The organism is Blastocatellia bacterium (assembly GCA_035275065.1).
Classification (GTDB): Bacteria; Acidobacteriota; Blastocatellia; order UBA7656; family UBA7656; genus DATENM01.
In genome coordinates this window covers 82,445-107,309 of record DATENM010000061.1, presented here as the reverse complement: position 1 = coordinate 107,309, position 24,865 = coordinate 82,445, and the positions used below count along the sequence as shown (strand labels likewise).

At 61.4% G+C, this 24,865-nt stretch carries 19 protein-coding genes; 11 read left to right on the top strand and 8 right to left on the bottom strand.

Features of this window, described 5'->3' with window-relative positions; all coding sequences use genetic code 11:
* Window positions 1–167 precede the first annotated feature (167 nt).
* Window positions 168–1,289: an AAA family ATPase gene (locus tag VJ464_14210; protein ID HKQ06285.1), complete on the top strand. Its 1,122-nt coding sequence runs from the start codon at window positions 168–170 to the stop codon at window positions 1,287–1,289.
* Between the two features lie 84 nt (window positions 1,290–1,373).
* Here VJ464_14210 and recG read toward each other — a convergent pair whose 3' ends face one another.
* A complete protein-coding gene (recG, locus tag VJ464_14205; GenBank protein HKQ06284.1) occupies window positions 1,374–3,515 on the bottom strand; it encodes an ATP-dependent DNA helicase RecG in 2,142 nt (713 codons plus the stop codon).
* Window positions 3,516–3,779: 264 nt separating this feature from the next.
* Here recG and VJ464_14200 point away from each other — a divergent pair, with 264 nt between their 5' ends.
* Window positions 3,780–3,965, top strand: a complete 186-nt coding sequence (locus tag VJ464_14200) for a hypothetical protein (protein ID HKQ06283.1) — start codon at window positions 3,780–3,782, stop codon at window positions 3,963–3,965.
* 212 nt (window positions 3,966–4,177) lie between these two features.
* Here the strand turns inward: VJ464_14200 and VJ464_14195 are convergent, their stop codons facing one another.
* Window positions 4,178–5,305, bottom strand: coding sequence for a kelch repeat-containing protein (locus VJ464_14195; GenBank protein ID HKQ06282.1), 1,128 nt, complete (start codon window positions 5,303–5,305; stop codon window positions 4,178–4,180).
* A 118-nt stretch (window positions 5,306–5,423) separates the two neighbouring features.
* Between VJ464_14195 and VJ464_14190 the strand changes: the two genes are divergently transcribed.
* From VJ464_14190 to VJ464_14170, 5 genes are all read left to right on the top strand, one after another.
* Complete coding sequence (locus tag VJ464_14190; GenBank protein ID HKQ06281.1) at window positions 5,424–6,833, top strand: IgA Peptidase M64; 1,410 nt, start codon at window positions 5,424–5,426, stop codon at window positions 6,831–6,833.
* A 165-nt stretch (window positions 6,834–6,998) separates the two neighbouring features.
* Window positions 6,999–8,162 (top strand): aminotransferase class I/II-fold pyridoxal phosphate-dependent enzyme, encoded by a 1,164-nt coding sequence (locus tag VJ464_14185; GenBank protein ID HKQ06280.1) that lies wholly within the window; start codon window positions 6,999–7,001, stop codon window positions 8,160–8,162.
* A gap of 285 nt (window positions 8,163–8,447) precedes the next feature.
* Window positions 8,448–9,725, top strand: coding sequence for an amidohydrolase family protein (locus VJ464_14180; GenBank protein HKQ06279.1), 1,278 nt, complete (start codon window positions 8,448–8,450; stop codon window positions 9,723–9,725).
* A 20-nt stretch (window positions 9,726–9,745) separates the two neighbouring features.
* Entirely contained in the window at window positions 9,746–10,249 is a 504-nt protein-coding gene (locus tag VJ464_14175) for a DinB family protein (protein HKQ06278.1), read from the top strand.
* Window positions 10,250–10,284: 35 nt separating this feature from the next.
* Window positions 10,285–12,903: a S41 family peptidase gene (locus tag VJ464_14170; protein HKQ06277.1), complete on the top strand. Its 2,619-nt coding sequence runs from the start codon at window positions 10,285–10,287 to the stop codon at window positions 12,901–12,903.
* Window positions 12,904–12,933: 30 nt separating this feature from the next.
* On the opposite strand, the gene VJ464_14165 is transcribed toward VJ464_14170, so the two are convergent.
* Window positions 12,934–13,296 carry a hypothetical protein gene (locus tag VJ464_14165; GenBank protein HKQ06276.1) on the bottom strand — a complete coding sequence of 121 codons (363 nt, stop codon included), beginning with the start codon at window positions 13,294–13,296 and terminating at the stop codon, window positions 12,934–12,936.
* Window positions 13,297–13,634: 338 nt separating this feature from the next.
* Here VJ464_14165 and VJ464_14160 point away from each other — a divergent pair, with 338 nt between their 5' ends.
* Both VJ464_14160 and sucC read left to right on the top strand, forming a co-directional pair.
* On the top strand, window positions 13,635–15,929 hold the full coding sequence (locus VJ464_14160) for a hypothetical protein (protein HKQ06275.1): 2,295 nt from the start codon (window positions 13,635–13,637) through the stop codon (window positions 15,927–15,929).
* A gap of 114 nt (window positions 15,930–16,043) precedes the next feature.
* Window positions 16,044–17,210, top strand: coding sequence for an ADP-forming succinate--CoA ligase subunit beta (gene sucC, locus VJ464_14155; protein HKQ06274.1), 1,167 nt, complete (start codon window positions 16,044–16,046; stop codon window positions 17,208–17,210).
* A gap of 163 nt (window positions 17,211–17,373) precedes the next feature.
* On the opposite strand, the gene VJ464_14150 is transcribed toward sucC, so the two are convergent.
* The 4 genes from VJ464_14150 to VJ464_14135 all read right to left on the bottom strand — a co-directional run bounded on the left by VJ464_14150 (window position 17,374) and on the right by VJ464_14135 (window position 21,601).
* Entirely contained in the window at window positions 17,374–17,958 is a 585-nt protein-coding gene (locus VJ464_14150) for a hypothetical protein (protein ID HKQ06273.1), read from the bottom strand.
* A gap of 12 nt (window positions 17,959–17,970) precedes the next feature.
* Window positions 17,971–19,401, bottom strand: coding sequence for a hypothetical protein (locus VJ464_14145; protein HKQ06272.1), 1,431 nt, complete (start codon window positions 19,399–19,401; stop codon window positions 17,971–17,973).
* Window positions 19,402–19,629: 228 nt separating this feature from the next.
* On the bottom strand, window positions 19,630–20,943 hold the full coding sequence (locus tag VJ464_14140) for a Zn-dependent hydrolase (protein ID HKQ06271.1): 1,314 nt from the start codon (window positions 20,941–20,943) through the stop codon (window positions 19,630–19,632).
* Window positions 20,944–20,968: 25 nt separating this feature from the next.
* Window positions 20,969–21,601: a DUF1080 domain-containing protein gene (locus VJ464_14135; GenBank protein ID HKQ06270.1), complete on the bottom strand. Its 633-nt coding sequence runs from the start codon at window positions 21,599–21,601 to the stop codon at window positions 20,969–20,971.
* Window positions 21,602–21,777: 176 nt separating this feature from the next.
* Between VJ464_14135 and VJ464_14130 the strand changes: the two genes are divergently transcribed.
* Complete coding sequence (locus VJ464_14130; GenBank protein HKQ06269.1) at window positions 21,778–22,626, top strand: sugar phosphate isomerase/epimerase; 849 nt, start codon at window positions 21,778–21,780, stop codon at window positions 22,624–22,626.
* A 110-nt stretch (window positions 22,627–22,736) separates the two neighbouring features.
* Here VJ464_14130 and VJ464_14125 read toward each other — a convergent pair whose 3' ends face one another.
* Window positions 22,737–24,305, bottom strand: coding sequence for a hypothetical protein (locus VJ464_14125; protein ID HKQ06268.1), 1,569 nt, complete (start codon window positions 24,303–24,305; stop codon window positions 22,737–22,739).
* 184 nt (window positions 24,306–24,489) lie between these two features.
* Between VJ464_14125 and VJ464_14120 the strand changes: the two genes are divergently transcribed.
* Entirely contained in the window at window positions 24,490–24,864 is a 375-nt protein-coding gene (locus tag VJ464_14120) for a cupin domain-containing protein (protein ID HKQ06267.1), read from the top strand.
* The last annotated feature ends 1 nt before the right edge of the window (window position 24,865 follow it).

The window sequence follows — 24,865 nt, the reverse complement described above, 5'->3', positions numbered from 1 at the left end:
CGAACGGGCATCAAAGTTGCCAGAGTGTATAGAGTCAGCGCAGCCGGTGCCGTTAGGCAACGCGGTGCAGCTGAAACGGAATGGACGGGAGCCGGGTTGGGTAGGCATCAGCGACAGACCAACACGGGGCAGTCGGAAGTACGGGGGCGCTGAAAGAGGGGTGTCAAATGACGAGCAGTATTCAGGCAAGAAAGTTGGTCGCGCTCAATCCAGAGATCAAGAGTGCGCGCGCTATGGAATTTGAAGCAGGCTTGCGCGCTCGGGTCATCGGCCAGGATCGCAGCATTCGCAGCATCACTTCGCTGTATCAGGTTTTCCACGCCGGGATGACCAACCCGACGCGCCCGCTCGGCTCAATGTTGTTTCTCGGGCCGACGGGTTCGGGCAAGACCCATGTCGTCGAAGCGGCGGCGGAAATCCTCTTCGGCACGCGCAACGCTGTGGTGAAGATCGATTGCGCGGAGTTTCAGCACTCGCATGAGATCGCCAAGCTGATCGGCTCGCCGCCGGGCTACCTCGGTCACCGCGAGACCGCGCCGATGCTGACGCAGGAGAACCTCGATAAGTATCACACCGAGGCCAACCCGTTCACTCTCGTTCTGTTCGACGAGATCGAGAAGGCGAGCGACGCGCTCTGGCAGTTGCTGCTGGGCGTGCTCGACAAAGCGACGTTGACCCTGGGCGACAACCGCAAGGTGGACTTCTCGCAGACGATGATCTTTCTGACGTCGAACCTCGGCGCTCAGGAGATGAGCGAGTTGATCACCGGCTCAATCGGCTTCGCGCCGGCGCGCGGCAAAGAGCTGGTCGAAAACGACCTCGACCAGAAGATCTACCGCACGGCGTCGGAAGCGGCGCGGCGCAAGTTTTCGCCGGAGTTCATGAACCGCATAGACAAGACGGTGGTCTTCCGCAGCCTCAAGCACGAAGAGCTGCGCAAGATTCTAGACCTTGAGCTGCACGCCGTACAGCAGCGCATCAACGAAGGCACCGGCGAGCGCTTCTACATCACGGCGACCGAGACGGCGAAAGAGTTCCTGTTGAGCGAAGGCATCGAGCTGCGCTACGGTGCGCGTCACCTGAAGCGCGCCGTCGAGCGCTTCATCGTCAACCCGCTGGCGAATTTGTCGGCCACCGGGCAGGTGCGGCTCGGCGACGTGGTGGTGGTCGATTTGAACGACGAGAGCGGCAAGCTGACCTTCTACCGCGACGAGGCGGAAACCTCGCGCGCCGCCGCGGCGGCAGAAAAGCTGCGCGCAGACATGGAGCAAACGCCCATCGCTGCGTGACGAACAGAAGCAAAGTGATGGTTCGGGCAAGGCCGGCATAGTGGACTGCCGGCCTTTTGCTTTGTCTCAACAGATTGCTTTATCTCACCCCACGGCGGCCAATCCGAACTTCGGCTGCCGGCGCACCAGTTCGACCAGTTGCGCCGTCTCGCGCGTGTTGCGTCGCGTCGTCAGCATGTAGTCGGCCTCGCGCCGCGCCAGCTCCAGAATCTTATAATCGCGCACCAGATTGCCGACGCGAAAAGCCGGCACCCCCGATTGCCGTGTGCCCATCACTTCGCCCGGCCCGCGCAGCTCCAAGTCTTTCTCGGCAACCTTAAAGCCGTCGCTGGTCTCTTCCATAATCTGCAAACGCTCGCGCGCTTCGGCGGTGCGCTTGTCGCCTGCGAGCAGGATGCAGTACGCCTGTTCGTCGCCGCGGCCGACGCGCCCGCGCAACTGATGGAGCTGTGACAGGCCAAAGCGCTCGGCATGCTCGATGATCATCACCGACGCGTTCGGCACATCCACGCCGACTTCGATCACCGTTGTCGCGACCAGGAGGTGAATCGCGCCGCGGCGGAAGTCATTCATCACCGCGTCCTTCTCTTCCTGCTTCATGCGCCCGTGGATCAGGCCGACGCGGAAGTTGGGGAAGACCGCCGTCTGTAGATGCTCGGCCATCTGCGAGGCGTTCAGCAGGTCGAGCTTCTCACTCTCTTCGACCAGCGGATAAACGATGTAGACCTGCTGGCCCTGGCGGATGATGGTGTCGAGGAAGTGATAAATTTTTGTGCGCGCCGATTCGCCGCGAACCTTGGTGATGATCGATTTTCTGCCCGGCGGCATCTCGTCAATGATCGATAGGTCGAGGTCGCCATAGACCGTCATCGCTAGCGACCTTGGGATCGGCGTTGCCGTCATCACCAGCACGTCGGGATTGTAGCCGCGATTGATCAGCTCGGCGCGTTGCAGCACGCCGAAGCGGTGCTGCTCGTCAATGACCACCAGTCCGAGCTTATGAAAGTTGACGCCTTCCTGAATCAGAGCGTGGGTGCCGATGACCAGATCGACTTCGCCGGCTTCGATGGCGGTGTGGAGCTCGCGCTTTCTCGCCGTCGCGAGCGAGCCGGTCAACAGCTCGACGCGATACGGCACACTGGCGAGTATGCGCCTGGCATTGCGCGCGTGTTGCTCGGCAAGGATTTCCGTCGGCACCATCAGCGCCGATTGATAGCCGTTCTCGATGGCGACGATGGCCGCTTGAATCGCGACGATGGTCTTGCCCGAGCCGACATCGCCCTGCACCAGCCGGTTCATCGGTTTCTGGCTCGCCATGTCGTCAACGATCTCGCGCAGCACACGCTTCTGCGCGCCGGTTGGCTTGAACGGCAGAATGGCGCGCACGGCGTCGCGCACGCGGTCGTTGACTTCGATGACGGTGCCCTTGGGCGAGGCTTCGCGGCCCTGTCGGCGGAGGCCCATTGCCAGGCCGAGCCAGAAGAACTCTTCAAAGATCAAGCGCTCATGCGCCGGCGACGCGAAGCGGTTATATAGATCGAGCGGCGCGTCGTCGGCGGGGAAGTGTATCTGGCGAATGGCATCGGCGCGCGGAATCAAATGGTCGCGGCTGATGATCTCCTGCGGCAGCGTCTCTTCGATCTCCGAGAAATCCAGCCGCTCGATGACGTGATAGAGGATCGAGCGCAGTTGCTTGGCGCGGATGTCGCCGAGCTTGCGATAGACCGGCACGCGGCGACCCGTGTGAATCGTCTCCGCGTCGTCGTCTTCGCTGACGAATTCGTAATCGGGATTCTCGACTTCAAAGAAGCCGCGGCGGCTGCGCTTCCACTGGCCGTAGAGCAGGACGCGGCGGCCTTTCGGAAACGAGTTTTGCAGGTAAGCCTGATTCCACCAGTAAGCCCGCACCTGCCCGGTCTCGTCTACCGCGGAGAACTCGAAGATGCGCAGCTTACCGCCTTTCACCGGGTAGGTGCCGGCGACCCGCACTTCGACTTCGATGGTCGCGTACATGCCGTGTTCAAGGTCGCGCACATGCTTGAGGTCCGAGCGGTCTTCGTAGCGCATCGGCAGGTAATGCAGCAAGTCTTCGATGGTCACGTGCAGCGGGTTGCCGGTATCGCTCGCCGCGGCGATGCCGACAGCAATCTTCTGCGCCGTCTTGATCGCCAGGCGCGGAATCTCGTGTAGATGAAGTTCGTAGAGCGGCGTTCGCAGCTTGAGCAAAGGGTGATCCTCACGCAACCATCGGGGCTCGTAAAAATACTAGGGTAGCCATTCCGCAGCGGTCAATCCATTCGAGCAAGGTGGATTGTATTCAGCCACCATCATACAGCCTAACTTTTGTAGCGCGCGGGCTCGGCGTATGAAAGACAAACGATCAAGCGGCGCTCTGACTGGCATCGGGATTGCAGACTCATTGTTCGTAGGGACGCCGCAAGTGAGCGGGCGATAGCAAGGCGATCAACTACTTCAACGAGGTGAACGGCGATGTTGATATGGTTATTGGTTATTCTGGCAGTGATCTGGTTATTCAGTTGGAGCGGGCCGCGTTACTATCCGGCGTACACGACGCGCTATAACCGCTATCCGCTGTGGGGCGGCGGCTCGCATATCTTGCTGGTGGTTCTGGGGATTCTCTTACTGCTTTATCTGCTCGGCGTCGTCAGGTTCTAAGCCCGACGCCGCGCGTAGAGTTCATGGATGTGCTTTGTCGCATGAATCACATAGCCGGTTAGCGGACTATGGCGACATGCGATGTCACAGGTGAGATGGTTCGAACATCAAGCTGGCGCAGCGGCAGGTCGATTCCAAATGGGTGCCCTCGAATTTGGAATCAGACAAGCCACTGCGCCAGCTCACCGCTGATTTCGTTAGCGGCGAAATCACTACCCGCCTGCCTGATATGTCCAGACACGCTCGCTCGCCGTACCGTGATCGTTATAGCCGCCGGTGATGAGCACTCGCCCATCTTGTAGCAAGGTCGCCGCGGCAAAGAAGTGTGCCGTATCGAACTGGCCGCCGACAGCGCGAAACGTCCGGGCCGCCGGATCATACACTTCCGCATGCTCGGCGCCGCCGGCAATCAAGACTCTGCCATCTTTCAGCGTGGCAATGGCGCTGACGATCTTGTAGCGCGGCTCCTGCATGTGGCCCGCGGCTTTGAATGTGCCGCTCTCCGCGTCGTACAACTCGGCGCTGTCATACTGGCCGCGCCGATCACGCTGATCCGAGCCGCCGACGATCAGCACACGACCGTCCGACAATAACGCCGCGGCGTGTTTATGTCGGGGGATCGTCAGGTTGCCGGTCGCTGTAAAAACACCACGCGCCGGGTCGTAGACTTCGGCGCTCGCATAAACCGTCATCGCCTCGCGGCGGTCTTTATGGCCGCCGGTGACGAGTACTTTGCCATCCTTGAGCAAGGTGGCAGTGTGGCCTTCGCGCGCCGTCGTCAGATGGCCGGTGGGTGTGAAGCGGCCGGTCGCCGGGTCATAAATCTCGGCGCTGGCTAGGAAGGAATACCCCGTGCTGACGCCGCCGATGAGCAGCACCTTGCCATTGTTGAGGCGCACGGCCACTTGCTCGCTGCGCGGCATGGTCAGTCGCCCGGTCGGCGTGAACTGGCGCGTCTGCGGGTCGTAAAGTTCGGCGCTCTGAAGGTAGTCGCCATTGTAGCCGCCGGCAATCAAGACTTTGCCGTTTGCGAGCAGCGTCGCCGTGTGGCCGACGCGCGTCGTGCTCATGCTCGGGGCGGCAGTGAAGCGGCTGGCTGCCGGCGAATAGATTTCACAATTGGCGAAGTATTTATCGTTGCCGTTCATGCCGCCGGCGATCAGCACATCACCGCTCGGCAACAGCGTTGCGGTGTGGCCTGAGCGCGCCTCGCTCATGCCGGCGGCGAGCGTGATCGCTCCGTCAGCCATGGCAGGATTGTGCAAATGACCGGCGCTCGTGCAAGCGAGCAAGCCAATCAGCAAAGGAAGCAATAGACTGCGTTTTACCCTGTTCGTCATGTGGCTCGTCTCCTCTTAAAGTTATTCATCTCTTAGACGCCGCTCGTCTGATTTTTCTTCCCTCAACCCGTTTGTGCGGCGATGGGCGAATCGGCTCTGTGCTGATAAAATCGTCGCCATGATAAAGACGGCTTTCATTGCGCTCGCCCTCCTGTTGGTCGTGTCACACTTCAGCGTCAACGCGGCGGCCCAGACGCCGCGCACCATGCGTGTGGATTACTATCACACCGGCAATGCGACGCAGGAACTCTTCAGCCTTGATCGCGTCGTCGTCGAGCCGCTCGCCTGGCCCGGCGACCCGCAGAAGACGATTGATGAGACCAACCTCGGCAGGTACATCTTTGAAGTCCGCGACCGCGCGACCAACCGTTTGCTCTACTCGCGCGGCTTCGCCTCGGTCTACGGCGAGTGGGAGACGACCGACGAAGCCAAGGCGATGAATCGCACCTTTCACGAATCGCTGCGCTTCCCGTCGCCTGCGTCATCGGTGCAGGTGGTATTGAAGAAGCGTGACGCCGCGAACGCCTTCCGCGAAGTCTGGTCGCTGGTCGTTGACCCGAAAGACATGTTCATTGACCCGGCAACGGCGCCGGCGCCGGCGCCGCTGATCGAGATTGAAAAGAACGGCGACCCGGCGACTAAAGTTGATTTCTTGATTCTAGGCGACGGTTACACGGCGGCGGAGCGCGGCAAGTTCGAGAAGGATGTGCGGCGATTGCTTGCCATTCTGTTTGCGACTTCACCGTACAAAGAGCATCGCAAAGATTTCAACGTCTGGGCGCTCTGCCCGCCGGCTCCGGAGTCGGGCATCTCGCGGCCCTCGACCGGCATTCATCGCGCCTCGCCGCTGGGCACGAGCTATGACGCGTTCGGCTCCGAGCGCTACGTGTTGACCTTTGACAACCGCGAACTGCGCACCGTGGCGCAGTTCGCGCCTTACGAGTTCATCGAGATCATCACCAACACGCGGACCTATGGCGGCGGTGGCATCTTTAACCTCTATAGCACGGTGGCCGCCGACAGCGAGCAAGCGCCCTACATCTTCGTTCACGAGTTCGGCCATCACTTCGCAGGGTTGGCCGACGAGTATTACACCTCGCCCGTGGCTTACACGACGCCCGACGTGAAAGTCGAGCCGTGGGAGCCGAACGTCACGGCGCTGCTCGACCCGGCGAGCCTGAAATGGAAAGACCTGGTCGAGCCGGGGACGCCGATCCCAACGCCGTGGAAGAAAGAAGAGTACGAGCAGCATTCGCGCGAATACGGCAAGCGGCGGGCACAGATTCGCGCCGAGAATCGCCCGGAAGCCGAGATGGAAGCCCTCTTCCGCGAGAACCGCGTCTTTGAAGTGAAGCTCTTCGGGTCGGAAAAATATGCCGGCAAGGTCGGCGCTTTCGAGGGCGCGATGTACGAGGCGAAAGGCTATTATCGGCCCGAAGTCGATTGCATCATGTTCACGCGCAGCCAGGCGTTCTGCGCCGTCTGCCGCCGCGCCATCGAGCGCGTCATCAGTCTGTACGCGCGCTAGCGGCGCATGGAAGGCCCGCGACCCGGACTCACTCTTTATTCTCACGGATCGCTTATTGTGGTGACTGTCACCTTGCTTTGAGGTGTCGAATGGTATATGCATATCCGGGTTTGGCGTTGAACTATGCCATCTGATTTAGAATCCTTCATCGAAAGGTAGATTCCTATGACACAGACTCCCGCCCGCCTCTATTCGCTGCCGCAAGCCCCGGAAAGCACGAAGCATTTCGACACCAAGCCGACACCGCTCAACACCGGCGCGCCGCCCTTTCCGGTAAACGAGAAGGTGCGCCAGGCAATTATCAAAGCGGTCGAAGCAAGCAAAGAACAACTCTCTTACCCGCCGACGCGCGGCATCGAAGACCTGCGAAAGAAGGTCGCCAGGGAGTATGGCTACTCGGAAGAAGGCATCATTATTACTTACGGCGCTTCGCAGGCGTTATACAACATCCTTGATACCATCATCGGCGACGAGGAGGTATTGATCCCCGCGCCGTTCTGGTTCGCCTTCCCCAACATCGTCGCGCAGGGTCGAGGCCGCCTCAAGATCATCGAGACAAGTGCCGAAGACGATTTTAAGCTGACGCCGCGACGGCTGGCGCAAAGCATTAGCTGGAAGAGCCGTGTGCTGATCCTGACCAACCCGAATAATCCGACCGGGACGGTCTACACGCGCGAAGAGATGGACGCGCTGGTCAAAGTGCTGATGGACCATCCGCGTCTGCTGGTCGTCTCTGACGAAGTTTACAACCTCGTTTTGATGGATGAGAAAACCTGTCCGAGCATTAGCAGTTGGCCCAAAATGCGCGACCGGGTGTTGTTGGTCAACAGCCTGTCGAAGAACTACGCGATGTCGGGCTTGCGGGTCGGGTTCGTCGCGGCGCATCCCATGTGGGCCGACATTTATCTCCAGAAGCAGAACTATGCCACGTCGGGCGTCAACGAGTTTTTGCAACGCGGGGCGTTAGCCGCGCTCGAAGCCAAGGACGAGATCATCTCGCCAATCGTCGAGGCCCTGAAGGCGCGGCGGGCGAAGGCGATTGAGCTATTGGACACGGTCCCGCACACCTCGTACATCACGCCGCAGGCGGCCTATTTCTTCTTCTGGAACATCGAGCATTACATCGGCTGCCGAACCGAGGGCGGCAGATTGATCCGCAGCGATGTGGACCTGGTGGATTACCTGTTGCAGGACGCCAACGTCCTCGTCGTCGCCGGCAGCCTGTGCGGCACGCCCGGGCACCTGCGCATCACCTACGCCATCGCGGAAAAGCAGTTCGAGGATGCGATTCACCAGATCAAGGAGAGCCTGCAAAAACTCAGTTGCTGATGAGGGTCGAGATCAGGGCGAGCCCATACGCCTTGAGCAGAAAGCTCACGATGTTTTCGCGCCTCGCGATGTCGCTCTGCACCCGCCTTCGTTGCGCCGGCCAACCTGTTGAAAGGTGACGGCGGGCGGCTGGCAAAACTGAAATCCAGGGAATAAGCTATTCCGGCAACCTCAGGGCGGTGCCTTTGCCTTGTAGCGCAATCGGTGAGATTGCGAGGACTCGCGCAAGCTAACAGCTTGCGCTACCTGGCAACCCAATCGAAAACGGCTCTAGGAGGAGCAAGCATGCGGGCCGCAAAGTTCATTCTGTGCATCATTGGTCTTCTTAGCATCAGCGCCAGAGCGCAGACCGTCTCTTCACAGACGCCGGCATCGGGCAAGCGTATCGTCATTGCCGCAAGCACGGTGCTTGATGGCCGGGGCGGCGTGCTGCGCGACACGCGCATTGTCATCGAAGGCGCGAAGATCGTCGCCATTGACCCGAAGGCCGGCCCCGTAGATTACGACTTGCGTGGCCTGACGGTGTTGCCCGGCTGGATTGACGCGCACGCGCATATCACCTGGAGCTTCGGCAAAGACGGCAAGAATGTCGGCATGGCCGAAACCACTCAAGAGGCGGCGTATCGCTCGGCGTCGAACGCCTGGCTGACGCTGATGGCAGGCTTCACGACCATACAAAGTCCCGGCTCGCCCACAGACCTGCCGCTGCGCGAAGCCATCGCCAGGGGAATGCTGCCCGGCCCGCGCCTGCTCACGGCTGTCGAACCGCTCATCGGGCGCGGCGAGCAGACAGGGACGCCGGATGAAATCCGCGCCTACGTCCGCAAACAGAAAGAAGCCGGCGCCGACTTGATTAAAATTTTTGCCGCCGGCGGCATGCTCCAGGGCTCTATGACCATGTCGCAGGAGCAACTGAATGCCGCCTGCGACGAAGCCCGCAAGCAGGGCCTGCGCACGCTCGTGCATGCTTACAGAGATGCCGTGCGCGGCGCGACGCTTGCCGGCTGCACGCAGGTCGAGCATGGGTTGGGGGCGACCGACGACGATTTGAAATTGATGGCCGCGCGGGGAACCTATTTCGACCCGCAGGCCGGGCTGCTGCTTGAAAACTATATTCTGAACAAGGAAAAATATGTCGGCAGCCCCTACTACCCCAAAACTCTGGAAGGCTTTGATGTCTTCGAGAAGATTCTGCCGATGAATCACGAGCTGATGCGGCGCGCGGCCAGAGTGCCGGGGCTGAAGATGGTCTTCGGCACAGACGCGGTGGCCGGCGCGCATGGGCGCAACGCCGAAGAGTTTATTGATCGCGTTCGTGACGGCGGCGTCGCTCCCATGGCGGCAATGGTCTCGGCCAACGCGCTCGCCGCCGAAGCGCTCGGCCTGAGCGATCAGATCGGCGCGATTGCCCCCGGCTTGCAGGCCGACATCATCGCGCTCGACGGCGACCCGTTGAAAGAGATCACGGCGGTGCGCCGCGTCGTCTTTGTCATGAAGGGCGGCGTGGTTTACAAGCACGTCGCGCGCGGCGCCATTCCGGCTTACGCCGGCGTGCAGCCTTGATCGATGATTGAGGGATTGCGATGACCAAGAAAGACATTCAATTGCTGCTCGCTTATAACCGCTGGGCCAACGCCCGGATGCTGGACGTCGCCTCGCGCCTGACGCTGCGGCAACTGGCGGAAGATTTATCGACCAGCCACCATTCGGTGCAAGCAACGCTGACCCACACACTGGCGGCGGAATGGGTATGGCTGATGCGCTGCCGGGGCGTCTCTCCGAAAGCTATGTTTGATCCGAACGATTTCGCCGAGCTTGCCGCGCTGCGAAGCCGTTGGGCCGAGGTCGAGCAGGATCAGCAGAACTTGATTGACGAGCAGACCGACGAGAGCTTGCAGCGCGTCATCGCCTATACCAACACCCGTGGCGAGCAATGGGCGTACCCGCTGGGGCAGATCATGCAGCACGTCGTCAATCACTCGTCGTATCATCGCGGCCAGGTCACGGCGATGGTCAGACAGCTCGGAGCCGAAGCGGTGACGACCGACTATCTGGTTTACATCGATAAGCTCGCTAAAGAGGCTTGAGGGCCACCGCTTTGCGCACACAAGGAGAGGACGCCATGAAAAAGCTTCTCGCCCGCCCAAGTTATTTGCTGTTGATCACTTTCCTCTGCGTCATCACGGCGCGCGCCCAGGAGCAAGCGTCGGCGCTTTCGCTCTACTCCCCGGTCGAGCGCCAACTGACGGGGGCACAGCGCCAGCTTTACACGCTCGGCCTGAAGCACGGCCAGATCGCCGAGGTCGTCGTCGAACAGCGCGGCCTTGACGTGGTGGTGGCGGTCAGCGCGCCGGATGGCCACCGGCTCTTCGAGGTGGACACGCCGACCGGGGCGCAAGGCGACGAGAAGGTCGTGATCGCCGCCGAGCAGGCGGGCAACTATCGCATCGAAGTTCGCGCGCTCGATCCGCAGTCCCTGCCGGGCAAGTATCGCATCAACTTCGCCCGCTACTTGAGCGACGCGGAGTACCAGACCGAGCGGCTGGCGGCGCTGGGCCGGCTGTGGGGCGTGGTCAAATACTTTCACCCCTTCCTGGCCTACAAGGAGGTTGACTGGGACGCCGCGCTAATCAAGGCCATCCCGCGGGTCAAAGCCGCGCGCTCGCCGAACGACTATCGCCAGGCCATCGGCGATTTGCTTCAGGTCTTGAATGACCCCGCTACTGTGGTCGAACCGCCGGCGGTCGAACAAGCCGTCGCCGCGCCTGTCGGCGAGAAGAAAGCGCCGACCTACTTCCGCGTGGTTGACGGGTTCGTCATCATTCGGGCCACCGACTGGGCCGCCGCCTTCGTCAGCGGCAATCGCGCGGCGTTTGCCAATCAGCCGCAGATGATGCAAGAGGTCGCCAAAGCAAAAGGCGTCCTGCTCGACTGCCGGTACAGCGGCATCTCAGAATCCGAGCTGCCGCCATTTTATCTCGGCTTCTATCTCGACAGTACGATCCCTGCACTCGTCCAGGGCACGGTCACGCTCGGCACGAATCGTTATCGAATGCACAGCGGCTACCCACCGCAACGCGGCAACACTTCGGGCGGCTATACTTCGTCGCTGATCACGGCGGTGCCGGGTGCGATCAGCGGCCAGGCGCAAAGCAAGAAACCGCTGGCCGTCATCATTGACGAAAAGACGCCCGACCTGATCTCGCTCTTGAGCGGCCTGCAAGCCGCCGGTGCCCGCATCGTCCAGGTCGGCAAGGCCAATGGCTCGCCCGGCGTCGGTGTTTATCCGATGATGCTGCCTGACGGCGTCCGCGTGAAAGTCCGCACCACCGAATTTGTGCATCCGGGCGGCGGCGCGACTTTTCAGGCCGACGCGCAAGTCCCGAATGACGCCGGTGATGAGAAGGTGATCGCCGCGGCGATGGCGGCGCTCGACACGTCGGGCGGCGAGCAGCCGGCAGCCGCAGCCGTGTCCGCCCCTCTCGTCGTGCGCAGCGTCAAGGACGCGCCGTACGCCGATATGAGCTTCCCCGCCGAAGAATATCGCCTGCTCGCGCTCTTCCGCTTCTGGAACGTGATTAATTACTTTGCCCCGTACAAGAACCTGACCGACAAGCCGTGGGCCACGGTGTTGACTGACTTCATCCCGCGCTTTCTCGAAAACAAATCGGCGCTCGAATATCAAACGACGGTCGCCGAGATGGTGGCGCGGCTTCAGGACACGCATGGGTTCGTGCAAGGGCTGACGGCGCTCAACCAGCAACTGGGACTGTTCGCGCCGCCGCTCGGCTTGAGCGCGGTCGGCGGCAGATTGGCCGTCACAGAACTGCTTGATGAAGGCGCGGCGCAGGCCGCTGGACTCAAGGTCGGCGATGTCATCCTCGCCATTGACGGTGAGCCGACCGAGCAGCGCATCGCTTACCTGACAAAGCTCAAGTCTCTATCGACGCCGCAGGCGGCTTACACTTACATTTACCCGTTGGCGCTGCGCGGGGCCAAAGACAGCAAGGCTCGCTTGCGCGTCGAGGGCGCCGATGGCCAGGCTCGCGAAGTCGAGCTGACCCGTACGCTGCCGATGGAAAGAGTCGCCTTTTCCCAGCGCAAGACGCCGATCTACCAAATGCTGCCGAGCGGCTACGGTTACATCGATCTGGCGCGGCTGCCGCTTGTCGAGGCGCACAAAGCGATGGACGCGATGATGAGCGCGCCGGCCATCATCTTTGATATGCGCGGCTACCCGAATGGCACGGCCTGGGAGATCGCGCCGCGTTTGACTGAAAAGCAAGGGGTCACCGCCGCCATCTTCCGCCGCCCGTTGCAGTCGGCGACGAACTTCGGAGACGAAGACCTTCAGGGGAGCACGCCGGATTACGCCTTCGAGCAGAAGTTGCCGCCGGCCAAGGGCGCGATCTACAAAGGCAAGGTCGTGATGCTGATTAACCACGACGCCATCAGCCAGGCCGAGCATACCTGTCTCTTCTTCGAGTCGGCGACCAGCGTCACCTTCATCGGCAGCCCGACCGTCGGCGCGAACGGCGACGTGACCAACCTGGTGCTGCCGGGCGGGATTTACGTCAGCTTTTCAGGCCACAGCGTCAGCCATGCCGACGGGCGGCAGTTGCAGCGCGTCGGCGTGCAGCCGCACATCAAGGCCGAGCCGACGCTCAAGGGAATCCGCGAAGGCCGGGACGATGTGCTTGAAGCCGCGGTGAAATTCCTGGATGCTTCGGCGAAGCACTAGTTGGGCTGTGAGCTGTGTGGGCCGCGAGACTTAATAGAGCATCTCGCAAATCTCGTCCAGCGACATGGTGACCGTCTGATTAGCTTGCCCCGCAAAAGTCACCGTCTGAGCATTCTCATCCGTGGTGATCTGGTAGATATAGCGCGCGCCGGGTTTTTCCACCTGATTGACCACTTCCCATTGCACGTTGTACATGACCATGCCAAAGCTAACGCGATTATCGATATAGCTCATCGGCCAAAGCGTGAAGCCGCCGATGGCCAGCACAGGGCAGGCGGGCGCGGGTTGCAGGACGTCTGGGCCGGCAAGCGATGCGACCTTCATGCCGTCGGGGACCGGCCCCGACGGGCCGGGCAGAGCGATAACGTCGAGCATATCCATTGAGCAAGCCATTTTCTTTCTCCTTTTATTGTTTCCTATCGTCCGAAGGGGTTGATATCACGCCGCGCATCATAGCATAACTTTTTGGAATCGCTATTTTTTTTCGCCGGGCGCGGCTGAAATGGCGCGCGGGCCGCTTCCTTAGCTTGTCGGCCGGCTCTCCGTGCATTGTATTGCAACTGGCGCGCGGAACTTTCCTTGCAACTTTTCGACATTGCGCCTTTCTGCTTTTCGCTCGTCGGTCCGCCATTGTATATTCAGAGTCGCCCGAAAGGACCTTGCATCGCGCCGCCTTCAGGCCATTGCCACTCGTATGCTAAGATTTGAAACGTAAGGAGTAGACGCAGTTGATGAGAATTCGTCACCTCCCCTTCTTCATGCTGATCTTCACGCTCGTGGTGTCGTCCGTGCCTGTGAGGGCCGACGGGCCGCACGACATCATCACCATGACGACCGACCCCAAAGAGATTCGCCAGTGGGAAGTCACTGGCCCGTGGGGCGGCGACGTGCGCACGCTGGTGGCTGCGCCCGATGACAGCAACCTGTTATATCTGGGCACCAGCGACGGGCAAATCTTTCGCTCGACCGATGGCGCGCGCACCTGGCGGCGGTTGAAGCCCGGCGTCGGCGAGCGCGGCCTGTCGGTTGACAGCATCGCCATCGATCCGCGCGACAACCGCATTATCTATGTCGGCGCATGGGCGGTGGCGCGCGATGTTGATGGCGGCGTCTTTAAGAGCGAAGACGGCGGCGAGCACTGGAAGCTGCTCGACGGCACCAAGCGGATGTCTGTGCGCTCGCTGGCCATTGCGCCATCGGATTCGAATATCGTCATGGCCGGCAGCGCCAACGACGACCCCAAGCTCAACGGCACCTGGCGCTCGACCGACGCCGGCCACACCTGGCAGCGCATCTCGCCCGAAGGCGACAAAGAGATTCACAACATCGAATCGATTGCCATCCACCCGCGCAACCCGAACGAAATTTATGTCGGCACCTGGCACCTGCCCTGGAAGACGACCGACGGCGGCGTGACCTGGAAGCAGACCGGTTACAAGGGCAACGGCGTCATTGACGATTCGGACATCTTCGGCATCTCGGTTGACCCGACGCACCCCGAGCTGGTTTATCTGAATGCGTGCAGCGGCATCTACCGCTCGAACTCGGCGGGCGCGCACTGGGTTAAGATTCCCGGCATCCCGTTCACCGCGCGCCGCACCTATTACCTGCTGCCGCACCCGACCAATCCGAACATCGTCTTCGCCGGCACCAGCGAAGGGTTGTGGCGCACCAAAGACGGCGGCAAGCGCTGGATGCTGGTGACCTCGAAGAGCCATGTCATTCGCTCGGTCATCGTCACCCCGGACAAGCCGCAGCGCGTCTTGATCGCCACAGACGATTACGGCGTGCTGACGTCAGACAATCTGGGCGACGATTTCGCGCAAGCCAACACAGGCTTCATCCACCGCCACATCCTGGCCATACAGCCTGACGCGCAGGAACGCGGGCGGTTGCTGGCGAGCGTCTTTCACGATGGCTCTGCCGGCAGCGTTTTTGTTTCCGGCGACGGCGGCGAATCGTGGCAGTCGTCATCACGCGGACTGGGCACACGCGACGTCTTCGCCTTTTATCAAATGCCTGACGATCCGAGCGTGATCTACGCCGGCACCAACACCGGCGTCTTTCGCTCCAATGACCGCGGCGCGAGCTGGGCCTTCGTCGGCAAAGCCCAGGTGAAGGTCGAAAAGCCCGTGAAGAAGCCTGTGCGCGGCAAGCGCGGCCGCCGCGCCGGCGTCGTTGATCCGCAACCGCTGCCGGCTTCGCGCGGCCTCGGCCAGTACCAGGCGGTGCCTGTCGCGATGGTCGTTGCGCAGAAGTCGCGCGGCGCGAAAAAATCGTCACAGCGCCGCGCCCCGAAGAAAGAGAAAAAGCCGGTCGAGCCGGTCGAGCCTCTCGGCCCGTCGATGTTCGAGCTGACGCGCGAAGTTGACGACCTGACGAGCTTCGTTGACGGCGAAGGCCGGCGCGGCTTGCTGGCGGCGACGATGGATGGGCTCTATCGCACCTTCGACGAATCGAAGGGCTGGGAGAAAGTCTACCTCGGCAGCTATGACCCGAACGGGCGCGTCTACTCTGTGTCGACGCATAAAGATACGCCGCGGCGCATCCTGGTCGGCACGAAAGAGGGGCTCTACATTTCTGAAGACGGCGGCGGATCGTGGACGCACACCGACCGCGGCCCGAACGACATGTCTGTGAAAGCCATCGCCCAGGCGCCCAACGATCCGCAGACGATCCTGCTCGGCACCAATCAGAACCTCTTCCGCTCGACCAATGGCGGGCGCACCTGGGTGCGGCGCGGCGGCGGACTGCCGGCAGGCGATTTCACTTCGGTGGTCTTCAACCCGGCGAATCCCGACGAGGTGATGGTTGCCGAATACTCAAAGGGCGGCGTCTATCGCTCGACCGATAAGGGCTACTCGTGGGAGCGCCTCGATGCCGCTGCCGGCGCCGAGCTGCCGACGACGCGCATCTGGACATTATCGTTCGACCCGTTCGACCGTGATCGCATCTACGCCGGCAGTTTTTCGAGCGGCGTCTACGTGCTGACATTTCAAAGAGGAGCCGCAAGCAGTAGTCGGTAGGCAGGAGGCAGGAGGCAGGAGGCAGTCGAATCGGATACGTCACGCTGAAGGTTGAATCCGAATTGACTGCCTCCTGCTTCCTGCCTCCTGCTTCCTGCCTCCTGCCTACTGAAAATGAAGATACACGAATATCAGGGCAAGCAACTGTTGGCGAAGTATGGCGTGACGGTGCCGCGCGGCGAAGTGGTTGACGCCGCCGAGCAGGCGCGCGCCGTCGTCGAGCGTCTCGGATTGCCGGTCGTCGTCAAGGCGCAGATTCATGCCGGCGGACGCGGCAAGGGCGGCGGTGTGAAACTGGCGCGCACCGCTGAAGAGGCCGAGGCGTTGACCCGCCAGATACTCGGCATGAACCTGGTGACGCACCAGACCGGCCCCGAAGGCCGCACCGTGCGCCGCGTCTTGATCGAAGAGGGATTGAAGATCAAGCAGGAGTTTTATCTCGGCATCGTTCTGGACCGCGCCATTTCGCGGCTGGTTTTTATGGCGTCGTCGGCAGGCGGCATGGAGATCGAAGAGGTCGCCGCACGCGAGCCGGAGAAGATTTTGAAGGAAGCCATTGATCCGGCGGTCGGCTTGCAGGCGTTTCAGGCGCGCAAGCTCGCCTTTGGCATCGGCATCCCGAAAGAGTCGGTCAATAAGGCTGTGAAGTTCATGGTGGCGCTCTACCGCGCCGTCGTTGATCTCGACTGCTCGCTCGCCGAAATCAATCCCTTCTTGCTGACCGAAGACGGCGAGCTGTACGCGCTCGACGCCAAGCTCAACTTTGACGACAACGCTTTGTATCGCCACAAAGAGTACGCCGAGCTGCGCGATCTCAGCGAAGAAGAGCCGCTGGAAATCGAAGCGTCGAAGCATGATTTGAACTACATCAAGCTCGACGGCAACATCGGCTGTATGGTGAACGGCGCGGGCCTGGCCATGGCGACGATGGACATTATTAAACTGGCGGGCGGCGAGCCGGCGAACTTCCTTGACGTCGGCGGCGGCGCGTCGCAGGCGCGAGTCGAAAACGCCTTCCGAATCTTGTTGAGCGACGAGAACGTCAAGGCGGTGTTGATCAACATCTTTGGCGGCATCGTGCGCACAGACATGGTGGCGAGCGGCGTCATCGCCGCGGCCCGCAACATCGGCATCACCGTGCCGGTGGTCGTTCGCCTTGAAGGCACAAACGTCGAAGAGGGCCGCCGGCTGATCGATGAATCGGGCCTCGGATTTGTGACCGCTTCGGGGATGAAAGACGCGGCGGAAAAAGCCGTCGGGCTGGCGGCGCAGGCCGGATAGAATTAGAGCATATCCATGTGGCGCAAGCTGTTAGCTTGCGCTCGGACTTGCGCAAGCTAACAGCTTGCGCCACATCAAACCAATCAGCGGCGCTTCGGACCCGTCCGAAGCGCCGCTGGTTTTTTGCGCCGTCGCCGCTCGGTTAAGCGCCTCGGCGGTTGTGCTATGACGCGGGGGTCAGCCGGGCTTGAATCTCGATGTTGATGGGCCGCCCGCCGAGGCCGCTCGCCGGCACACGCACGCTCAACTGATAGCCGCCGCGCAGGCTGTATTCGCCCGGCTTGGTGATGTTGAGCGTCTGGTCGGCGTCGTCGAAGATGCGCACAGGCTTGTCGAACGACGGGCCTTGAAACGAGACTTCGGCGATGTCGAGGTCGGCGATGACCGAGGCCACGAGCTGCACCTTGCCAGTCTGCTCGATGCGGATGTTCATCCAGATCGATTCCTGGATGATGGCCTGACCGGTGGCCGCGGGGTCTTGCGGCAACGTGAGGGTGCCCTTGCTCGAAAACGTCAGCCCCAGGCATTCATAGTTATCTTTGTTGAAGCCGATATATTCCGAGGAAGTCTCCAGCCGCGCCGCGATTGTCGCGGCGCCCGTGCCGGCGCGTTGCTCCAGCACGCGGTTGAACTTTTTGTATTGGTTCTCGCTGGTGACGTTGTAATTCTCATCGCGCGAATCTCCCCGGGTGCCGCTCTTGACCGAGATCGAACCATTGCGGTTGTCGCCGCCGACACGGAATTTCATCGCCTTCTCCTCCTACTTGCGGCGCACCTGAGCGCCGCCTGTGAAGCTCATCGTGAAAGTGCCGTAAGGAACGGTGGCCTGTTTTTTCTCGTCTATCGCAACAGGAATCAACAGCGCCCTGGTCTGCGCCAGCAGCTCGCCGTTCTGATCTTCGAGGCGCACGTCGAGCGGGCCGGCGACATCCGCCGGCATCACCTCTTCGGGAACGAACTGCGCCACTACCATCTTGTCCATGTCGCGTGGCGTGTTCGACACGTAAAACTCATAGCCTTGATGTAGCTTCTTGCCGCTCGCTCCCTCGTATGGCGTGAAGCTCACGGCGCGCACTTCGAGCCGTCCCTTGCAGGTGAACGAGCGGCCGTCCTGCGCGGTGATCGTCGCGCGCGCCGGTTCTTTCGCGCCCGGCGCGCGGCGTATCCAGCGCGTGCCCGGCACGATCACGCGGCCCCAGCAACTCGCCAGCGCCGGCAGTTCTTCGAGCTTGCGCCCGCTGACCTGCGGCGGGTCCGCCTTCAGCTTGCCGCTCAGGGCGCGGGCGACGTAGAGGTCAACTGCCGCCAGCAGCACGCCGATTTCGTCGGGGATTTTCATCGAAGCCATCGGCGCATCGGGCAGCGGCAACAGGTTGATGGCCAGCGATTCGATGATGTCGCGGAAGCCCTGCACTTCCGTCTTGAGCATCGGGTAGAACGTATCGGCGAAGTAATCCGCCGCGCTCTTATGCGAAGCGTCGTCCAGGTGCAACGCCTGGTGGGCTTCCATCAACAGCCGGGCGCACTTCACTTGAATGATCAGGGCGCGGGTGAACTTCGCTTCGAGCAGACCGTAAATCTCAAACAGCCGCTCGCCGCTCCAGCCGAGGTCGGCTTCACGCAACGCCTGCTGCTTCCAAATCTCCAGGAAGCCACGCACGCGCTCGCGGCCCCCGCCGCCGACGTCATCGCCGAGCAAGGCGAGCCGGGCGTTGGCGATGTTGGCGACCACGGGGCTGGCGAGGATGGTGTTGGCCAGTTCCAGCGCGCGTTCCTTGCGCTTGTCCAGCGATGCTTTTGACGTGCCCAGCGTGTGCAGCAGCGCGTAGTAGGTGTCTGCCGAGTTCTCAATCTGTAACATCGTCTGCCAGAGCTCTTCTTCGCGGGCTTCATAGAACAGGGTCTGCACATGCCATTTGAATTCAGTCATCTCATTTTTCAGCTCGGTCAGGTCTTTGCGCAGGTCAGCGATCTTGTTATCCAGCTCCTTGAAGCGCATCTCGGCCCGATGCTCAAAATCCGGCTCGGGTCGCATGCCTTGCATGAGAAAGATCCCCAGCACCGCCTGCTTGGCATAGGCTTCCACGGTGATGCCCTGGATTTCGACGCCCAGCGCCTGTTCAATTCCGACTTCAAGCAGTTTGAAGGCGGCCTCCTTGCCGAGATAGACAACAATCGCCATTGGGTCCATAACCGTTGCTCCTTTCGCGCCACCTGCCACCCACCGCCGACGCTGCGGCGACAGTCCCGCGGCAGGTCCCGCACCGAGCGGGCCGTTGTTTTCGCTCTGTCTCGTTCGAACTGAAACTGAAGAGTGGGTTTGACCGCAACCCCGCGGCGCGAAGGTTATAGCATTTCGGCAAAGAGAAGTCTAGCAGGCGGTCGCCGGACGCTCAGGTTGCCGGATTGCGCCGGAGGCTCAAGCCAGTTTCATCGCATCGAGCTTCAGTAAGCTATGCAACAAAACATTAGCGCCGTTGGCGATGTCGTCGGGGCGTGAGAACTCGCGCGGCGAATGCGAGATGCCGCCGACGCTCGGAATGAAGATCATGCCGACGGGGCCGAGGTTGGCCATCTCTTGCGCGTCGTGGCCGGCGCCGCTCGGCAATTGCTTCGTCGTTAGGCCCAGCCCCTTCGCGGTGTCGTCAATCAGCTTGCGCAGGCGCGTGTCGGTGAGCGCCGGGATGATGGCATTGACTTCGTTGAAGCCGAACGTCGTGCCGGTGGCTTTAGCGATCTGCTCGGCTTCAGCGTGAATGCGGTCGAAGAGGGTTTGAATCTTGGCGGCGTCGAGGTCGCGCAGTTCCAGCCCGAGCGTCACCCGCCCCGGAATCACATTGTAAGCACCGGGTTGAGCTTGAATGCGGCCAACGGTGCCGACCTGGCGACCGGGCGTGCTGGTGACGATGCGATTGACCGCGTCAATGAACCGCGCGCCGGCCAGCAGGGCATCGCGCCGCTGGTTCATCGGCGTCGTGCCAGCGTGATTGGCGAAGCCTTCAACGGTCACGTCCCACTGGCGGATGCCGACGATGCCTTCGACGACGCCGATGTTAATCTTCTCGGCTTCGAGCAGGCCGCCTTGCTCGATATGCAATTCCAGGTAGGCCGCAATGTCGCCGCGCTTGCGCCGCGCCGCACTCAAGCGGTCGGGGTCGCCGCCGATGAATTTGAGCCCTTCGCGAATCGTCTTGCCGCTGCGGGTCGGAAGATTCAACTGCTTCTCTGTCAGCCCGCAACAGAGCGCGTGGCTGCCGATAGTGCCGCCTTCTTCGTTTTGGAAGATGATGACTTCGAGCGGGTGGCGCGTCGTGATGTTATTTTCGGCGAGCGTCTGCGCCACTTCAATCGCCGATAGCGAGCCGACATCGCCGTCATAGTTGCCGCCTTCGGGGACGGAATCGATGTGCGAGCCGATGACCAGCGGCTCGCCTTGCGCTTCGCTGCCCTTGCGCTGCCCGACGAGGTTGCCCGCCGCATCAATCGTCACGTCGAGCCGCGCCTCGCGCATGAGCCGCATCGCATAGTCGCGCCCCTGGCGGTCGGCGTCACTGTAGGCGACGCGGCTGACGCCGCCCTGCGGGTTCTTGCCGAACTCGGCGAGCGCCGCGAGGTGAGCGTTCAAGCGCGCCGCGTTGACGCGCAGCGCGGTCTGCGCGCTGACGCGCATCGTCGCCATCGCGGCGACTGCGCCGAGCATTGCGATATTGAATTCGCGCCGATTCATTTCCATTCTTGAGCACTCGACTATCTATTTTTCAAAGCGGGCGGACGCGGATGTGGCGGAAGCGTGCGCGGCTCGTCGCGCCCCAGGCGCCTTCGCCGCCATGAACCTGCAAGCCGACGTAGCCGCTCGCCGGATAACGCTCGCGCGTATCGGTGAAATCAAGCGTCTGCACATCGTTGAGCCAGGCGGTGATGTGCGCCGGCTGGCCCTGGATGCGGGCGCGCAAACGGTTCCAGCCTTCTTTGCGGTAAGCCTTCTGCCAATCTTTGTACTGCGACAGAAAGCCGCCTTCCGCCGGCGCGTAGAGGCTGCCGACGAAGCCGCCGTCGCGGTAATCGATGGTGACCTGATAACCCATGCCGTCCTCACGCGTGCGCAGGAAGAGGCCCGTATCCACAGGGTAATCGGCCTTGAATTCCAGCTCGATTTCAAAATCAGAGAACGCCGCCGTCGTGCCCAGCAGGCCGCCGCTGTGATCTGTGTCCTGGTTGGCGACCAGCGCGCCGTCTTCGACCGCCCAGACGCCGCCGCGCCCGCCATGCACGGCTTTCAATTGCCAGCCGCGCATGCTCTTGCCGTCAAATAAGCGTTGCCAGCCGGCAGCACTGGCCAGCGAAACAGAAACCGCGAGCGCGATGAGGATGAGCAGGGCTTTGATTCTCATGAGTCATCTCCGACCGGACAGAGTTCGCGAGCAGCGATTCTCGCATGCTTGCGCCGGCTACGGGAAGCGCGAAACGGCCTCGGCCCATGCTTGGCATCCCAGGCGGTTCTGTGTTTTGATTAGTGCGCAGCGCGGATCGGCCATCGCATCAACTAATTCAACTGGAGGGAACAAGCGTGATTGATCGCAGAGCATTCATCACACACATGGCGGGCGGCTTGCTGAGCGGCATGGTCGTTGCGCAGAACGGGATGGGTGGTTTTCTTAAGGGCGGGCTGGATAAGATCGGCTTGCAACTCTACACCGTGCGCCGCGAGTTGCAGAAAGACTTCGAGGGCACGCTCGGGCGCGTCGCCGGCATCGGGTATCGTGAGGTCGAGTTCGCCGGCTACTACGAGCGCACGCCGCAACAGGTCAAAGCGATCCTTGATAAGCTCAACCTGACGGCGCCGTCGGCGCACACACAGCTACAGGGGCTGCGCCAGAATCTCGACAAGCTGATCGAGGCGGCGCACGTCATCGGCCACCGCTACCTGGTGCTCGCCTATTTGTCCGCGGACGAACGCAAGACGCTCGACGATTATAAGGGCGTCATCGAAACCTTGAATAAGGCCGGCGAAACCTGTCGCCGCGCCGGCATCCAGCTGGCCTATCACAACCATGACTTCGAGTTCCCGCCCATCGGCGGCGTCGTGCCGTATGACCTGATGCTCAAAGAGACCAGCGCCGACCTCGTCAAGATGGAGCTTGATCTTTACTGGATCACCAAGGCCGGGCAGTCGGCGACCAAATACTTCGCGGCGCACAAGGGGCGCTTCGCGCTGGTGCATGTCAAAGACATGGACAACACGCCGAAGCGATTCTTTACCGAAGTCGGGCGCGGCGTCATCGATTTTAAACAGTTGTTGCCGCAGGCCAGGAAGGCCGGCGTCAAACACTTCTTCGTCGAGCAAGACGAAACCCCCGGCCCGCCTTTAGACAGCATCAAGATCAGCTACGATTACCTGCACGGCCTTTCTTTGTGAGCCGGCCAGTCTTTAGAAGTTGAGAGCTAAACGCCAGAGGCCAGTGACCGAGGTTTTCTCTTATAACCTCGGTCACTGGCCTCTTTGCTTACGCGATGCCGCGAGCCGGCTTAACGCGATGCCCGGCGGACAGGGGCACTGACGCGGATGGTGATCTCTGTGCCCGGCGTCAATTGCAGGTCGTTGCGACCCTGAACGAAGACCGAGCCAGCACCAGCGCCGCCGCCAACGACTGCGCCGACCACCGCGCCTTTGCCGCCACCGGCAACTGCGCCAATCAGCGCGCCGACGGCTGAGCCAATCGCCGACCGCGTCACCGTGCGGTTGGTCTGGCTGCTGTCGTCTTTGACCACGCCTTCGGTATCAACCCGCAGGGTGTCGCCGTTGACGGCGCGCACGCTGTCGAGCGTGCCATCAAAGCGGGCGCTGCGGCCATTGCGCATGCGGATCGAGTCGAAAGCCAGAGCCAGTTCGGCACGGCCCGTCACCCGTCCGCTGCGATTGACATCGCCGAGGTGGCCTTCGATGATGGCGTCGCGGTACTCCGGCGGCGAAACCACCGTCATCGTGAAGCGGTCGCCGGAGCGCGCCCGCGTGGTGTCGAGCGTTTCATTGAGCCGGGCGACGATCATCTGGTTGTCCGGCACAATATAGTCATTGGTTGAATTGTAGTTTCCGCCACGATCACGGTCATAGCGGTTGTCGCCATAGGCCGGCGAGCCGTTGTAGATGTCCCAACGCGCCGTCGGCGATTCCTGGTCATAGATGCTCTGCACGACGATGGGCTGGTTCAGCCGCTCGCTGTAGAGCCGGCGGGTGACGCGCATCTGCCGCCCGTTGTTGATCGGGTCAAAGGTGACGCTGAAATCGCTGGCGCGGTCACCCGTCGAGTTGATCGTCAAGGTGTCGCCGGTCAGCGACGCCGTGACGCGCGAGGTGCGGTTGCTGTTCGGATAAGTTTCGACATGCTCCTGACCATCGGCTTCAAACGTCAGTTGCGGAACCTTCGACGAAGCCAGCATGATCGTCCGCCCCTGCTTGTCTATGGCTAAGACATCGGGGCTATCAACCCGTCGCAGCAGCGCCTCGGACACGCGCTGGCGGTCACTGTACGGAAGATCGCGTACGGCGCGTTCGACTATCACACGCGCGTCGTCACTCTGAGTCGTATTTAATCGGAACGTTCCCGACAAGCGCGCGCTCACCACTGAATCGCGCGGATACCCGCTGCCGCGGGTGTCGTCACGGCTCCAATCCCAGGCGATGTTATAAGCCGTCGCCAGGCTATCGAGATCGGTGCGCAGCAGTTGCCAGTCGTTCTCGGCGGTCGAGCTTAACTGACGCCGCTGCATGAAGCGGTCTATGCGAGCGGCGCGATCTAGCACCGCCTGTACATCGGTATTGCTCGCCTGATTGCGGTTATAGCGGCTACGCAGCTCAAGGACAGCCTGTTGGAAATCGCTGACCATGCGGTCGAGCCTATCCTCTCTTTGCGTGTTCTCCACTTCACGCTGGTTCATCGCCTGTTGGGCGGTGTTCTTAAACCTTACAGTGCGCTGTTCAATGCGCGCCAGAATCTGTGAGGTCTGGCGGTCATCGCGGCGTGCCCAGCGCCCCCACTGCTGCGCCTGCGCTACGGTGGTCATGCCAAGCAGCGCCAGGACTATGGTCAAAACCATAGATTCTCTTATTCTGTGCATATCCGTTGCCCTCCTTGTTTATTGCCGTGTGCTGATTTCTTCGCCCTATTGTTCACTTCGTTATATGCACTAGCTATGCCAGTGCGGGCAGTCGGGATTTGCAAAGCCGGCGGCTTCTGCTATGAATAGATTTCGCAACCGAAAGCCGATTGAAGGAGCGATCATGGAAGAACCGAAAGCCACCTGGCACCGCTGGGACGACATGCCGAAAGAGCAGGTCAATGATTTGCTGGCGCGGCGTTTAATCACCGGCGAACGGATGATGCTGGCCCATGTTTATCTCGACAAAGGCAGCATCGTTCCGCGGCACGCGCATGAAAACGAGCAGATCACTTACATTCTCGAAGGCGCGCTGCGTTTCCATCTCGGCGCCGACGGCCAGGAAGAGGTCATCGTTCGCGCCGGCGAAGTCCTGGTCATTCCGGCCAATCTGCCGCACCAGGCCGAGGCGCTCGAAGACACGCTCGACGTTGACATCTTCAGCCCGCCGCGACAGGACTGGCTCGATAAGACGGATGATTACCTGAGGCGCACCTAAA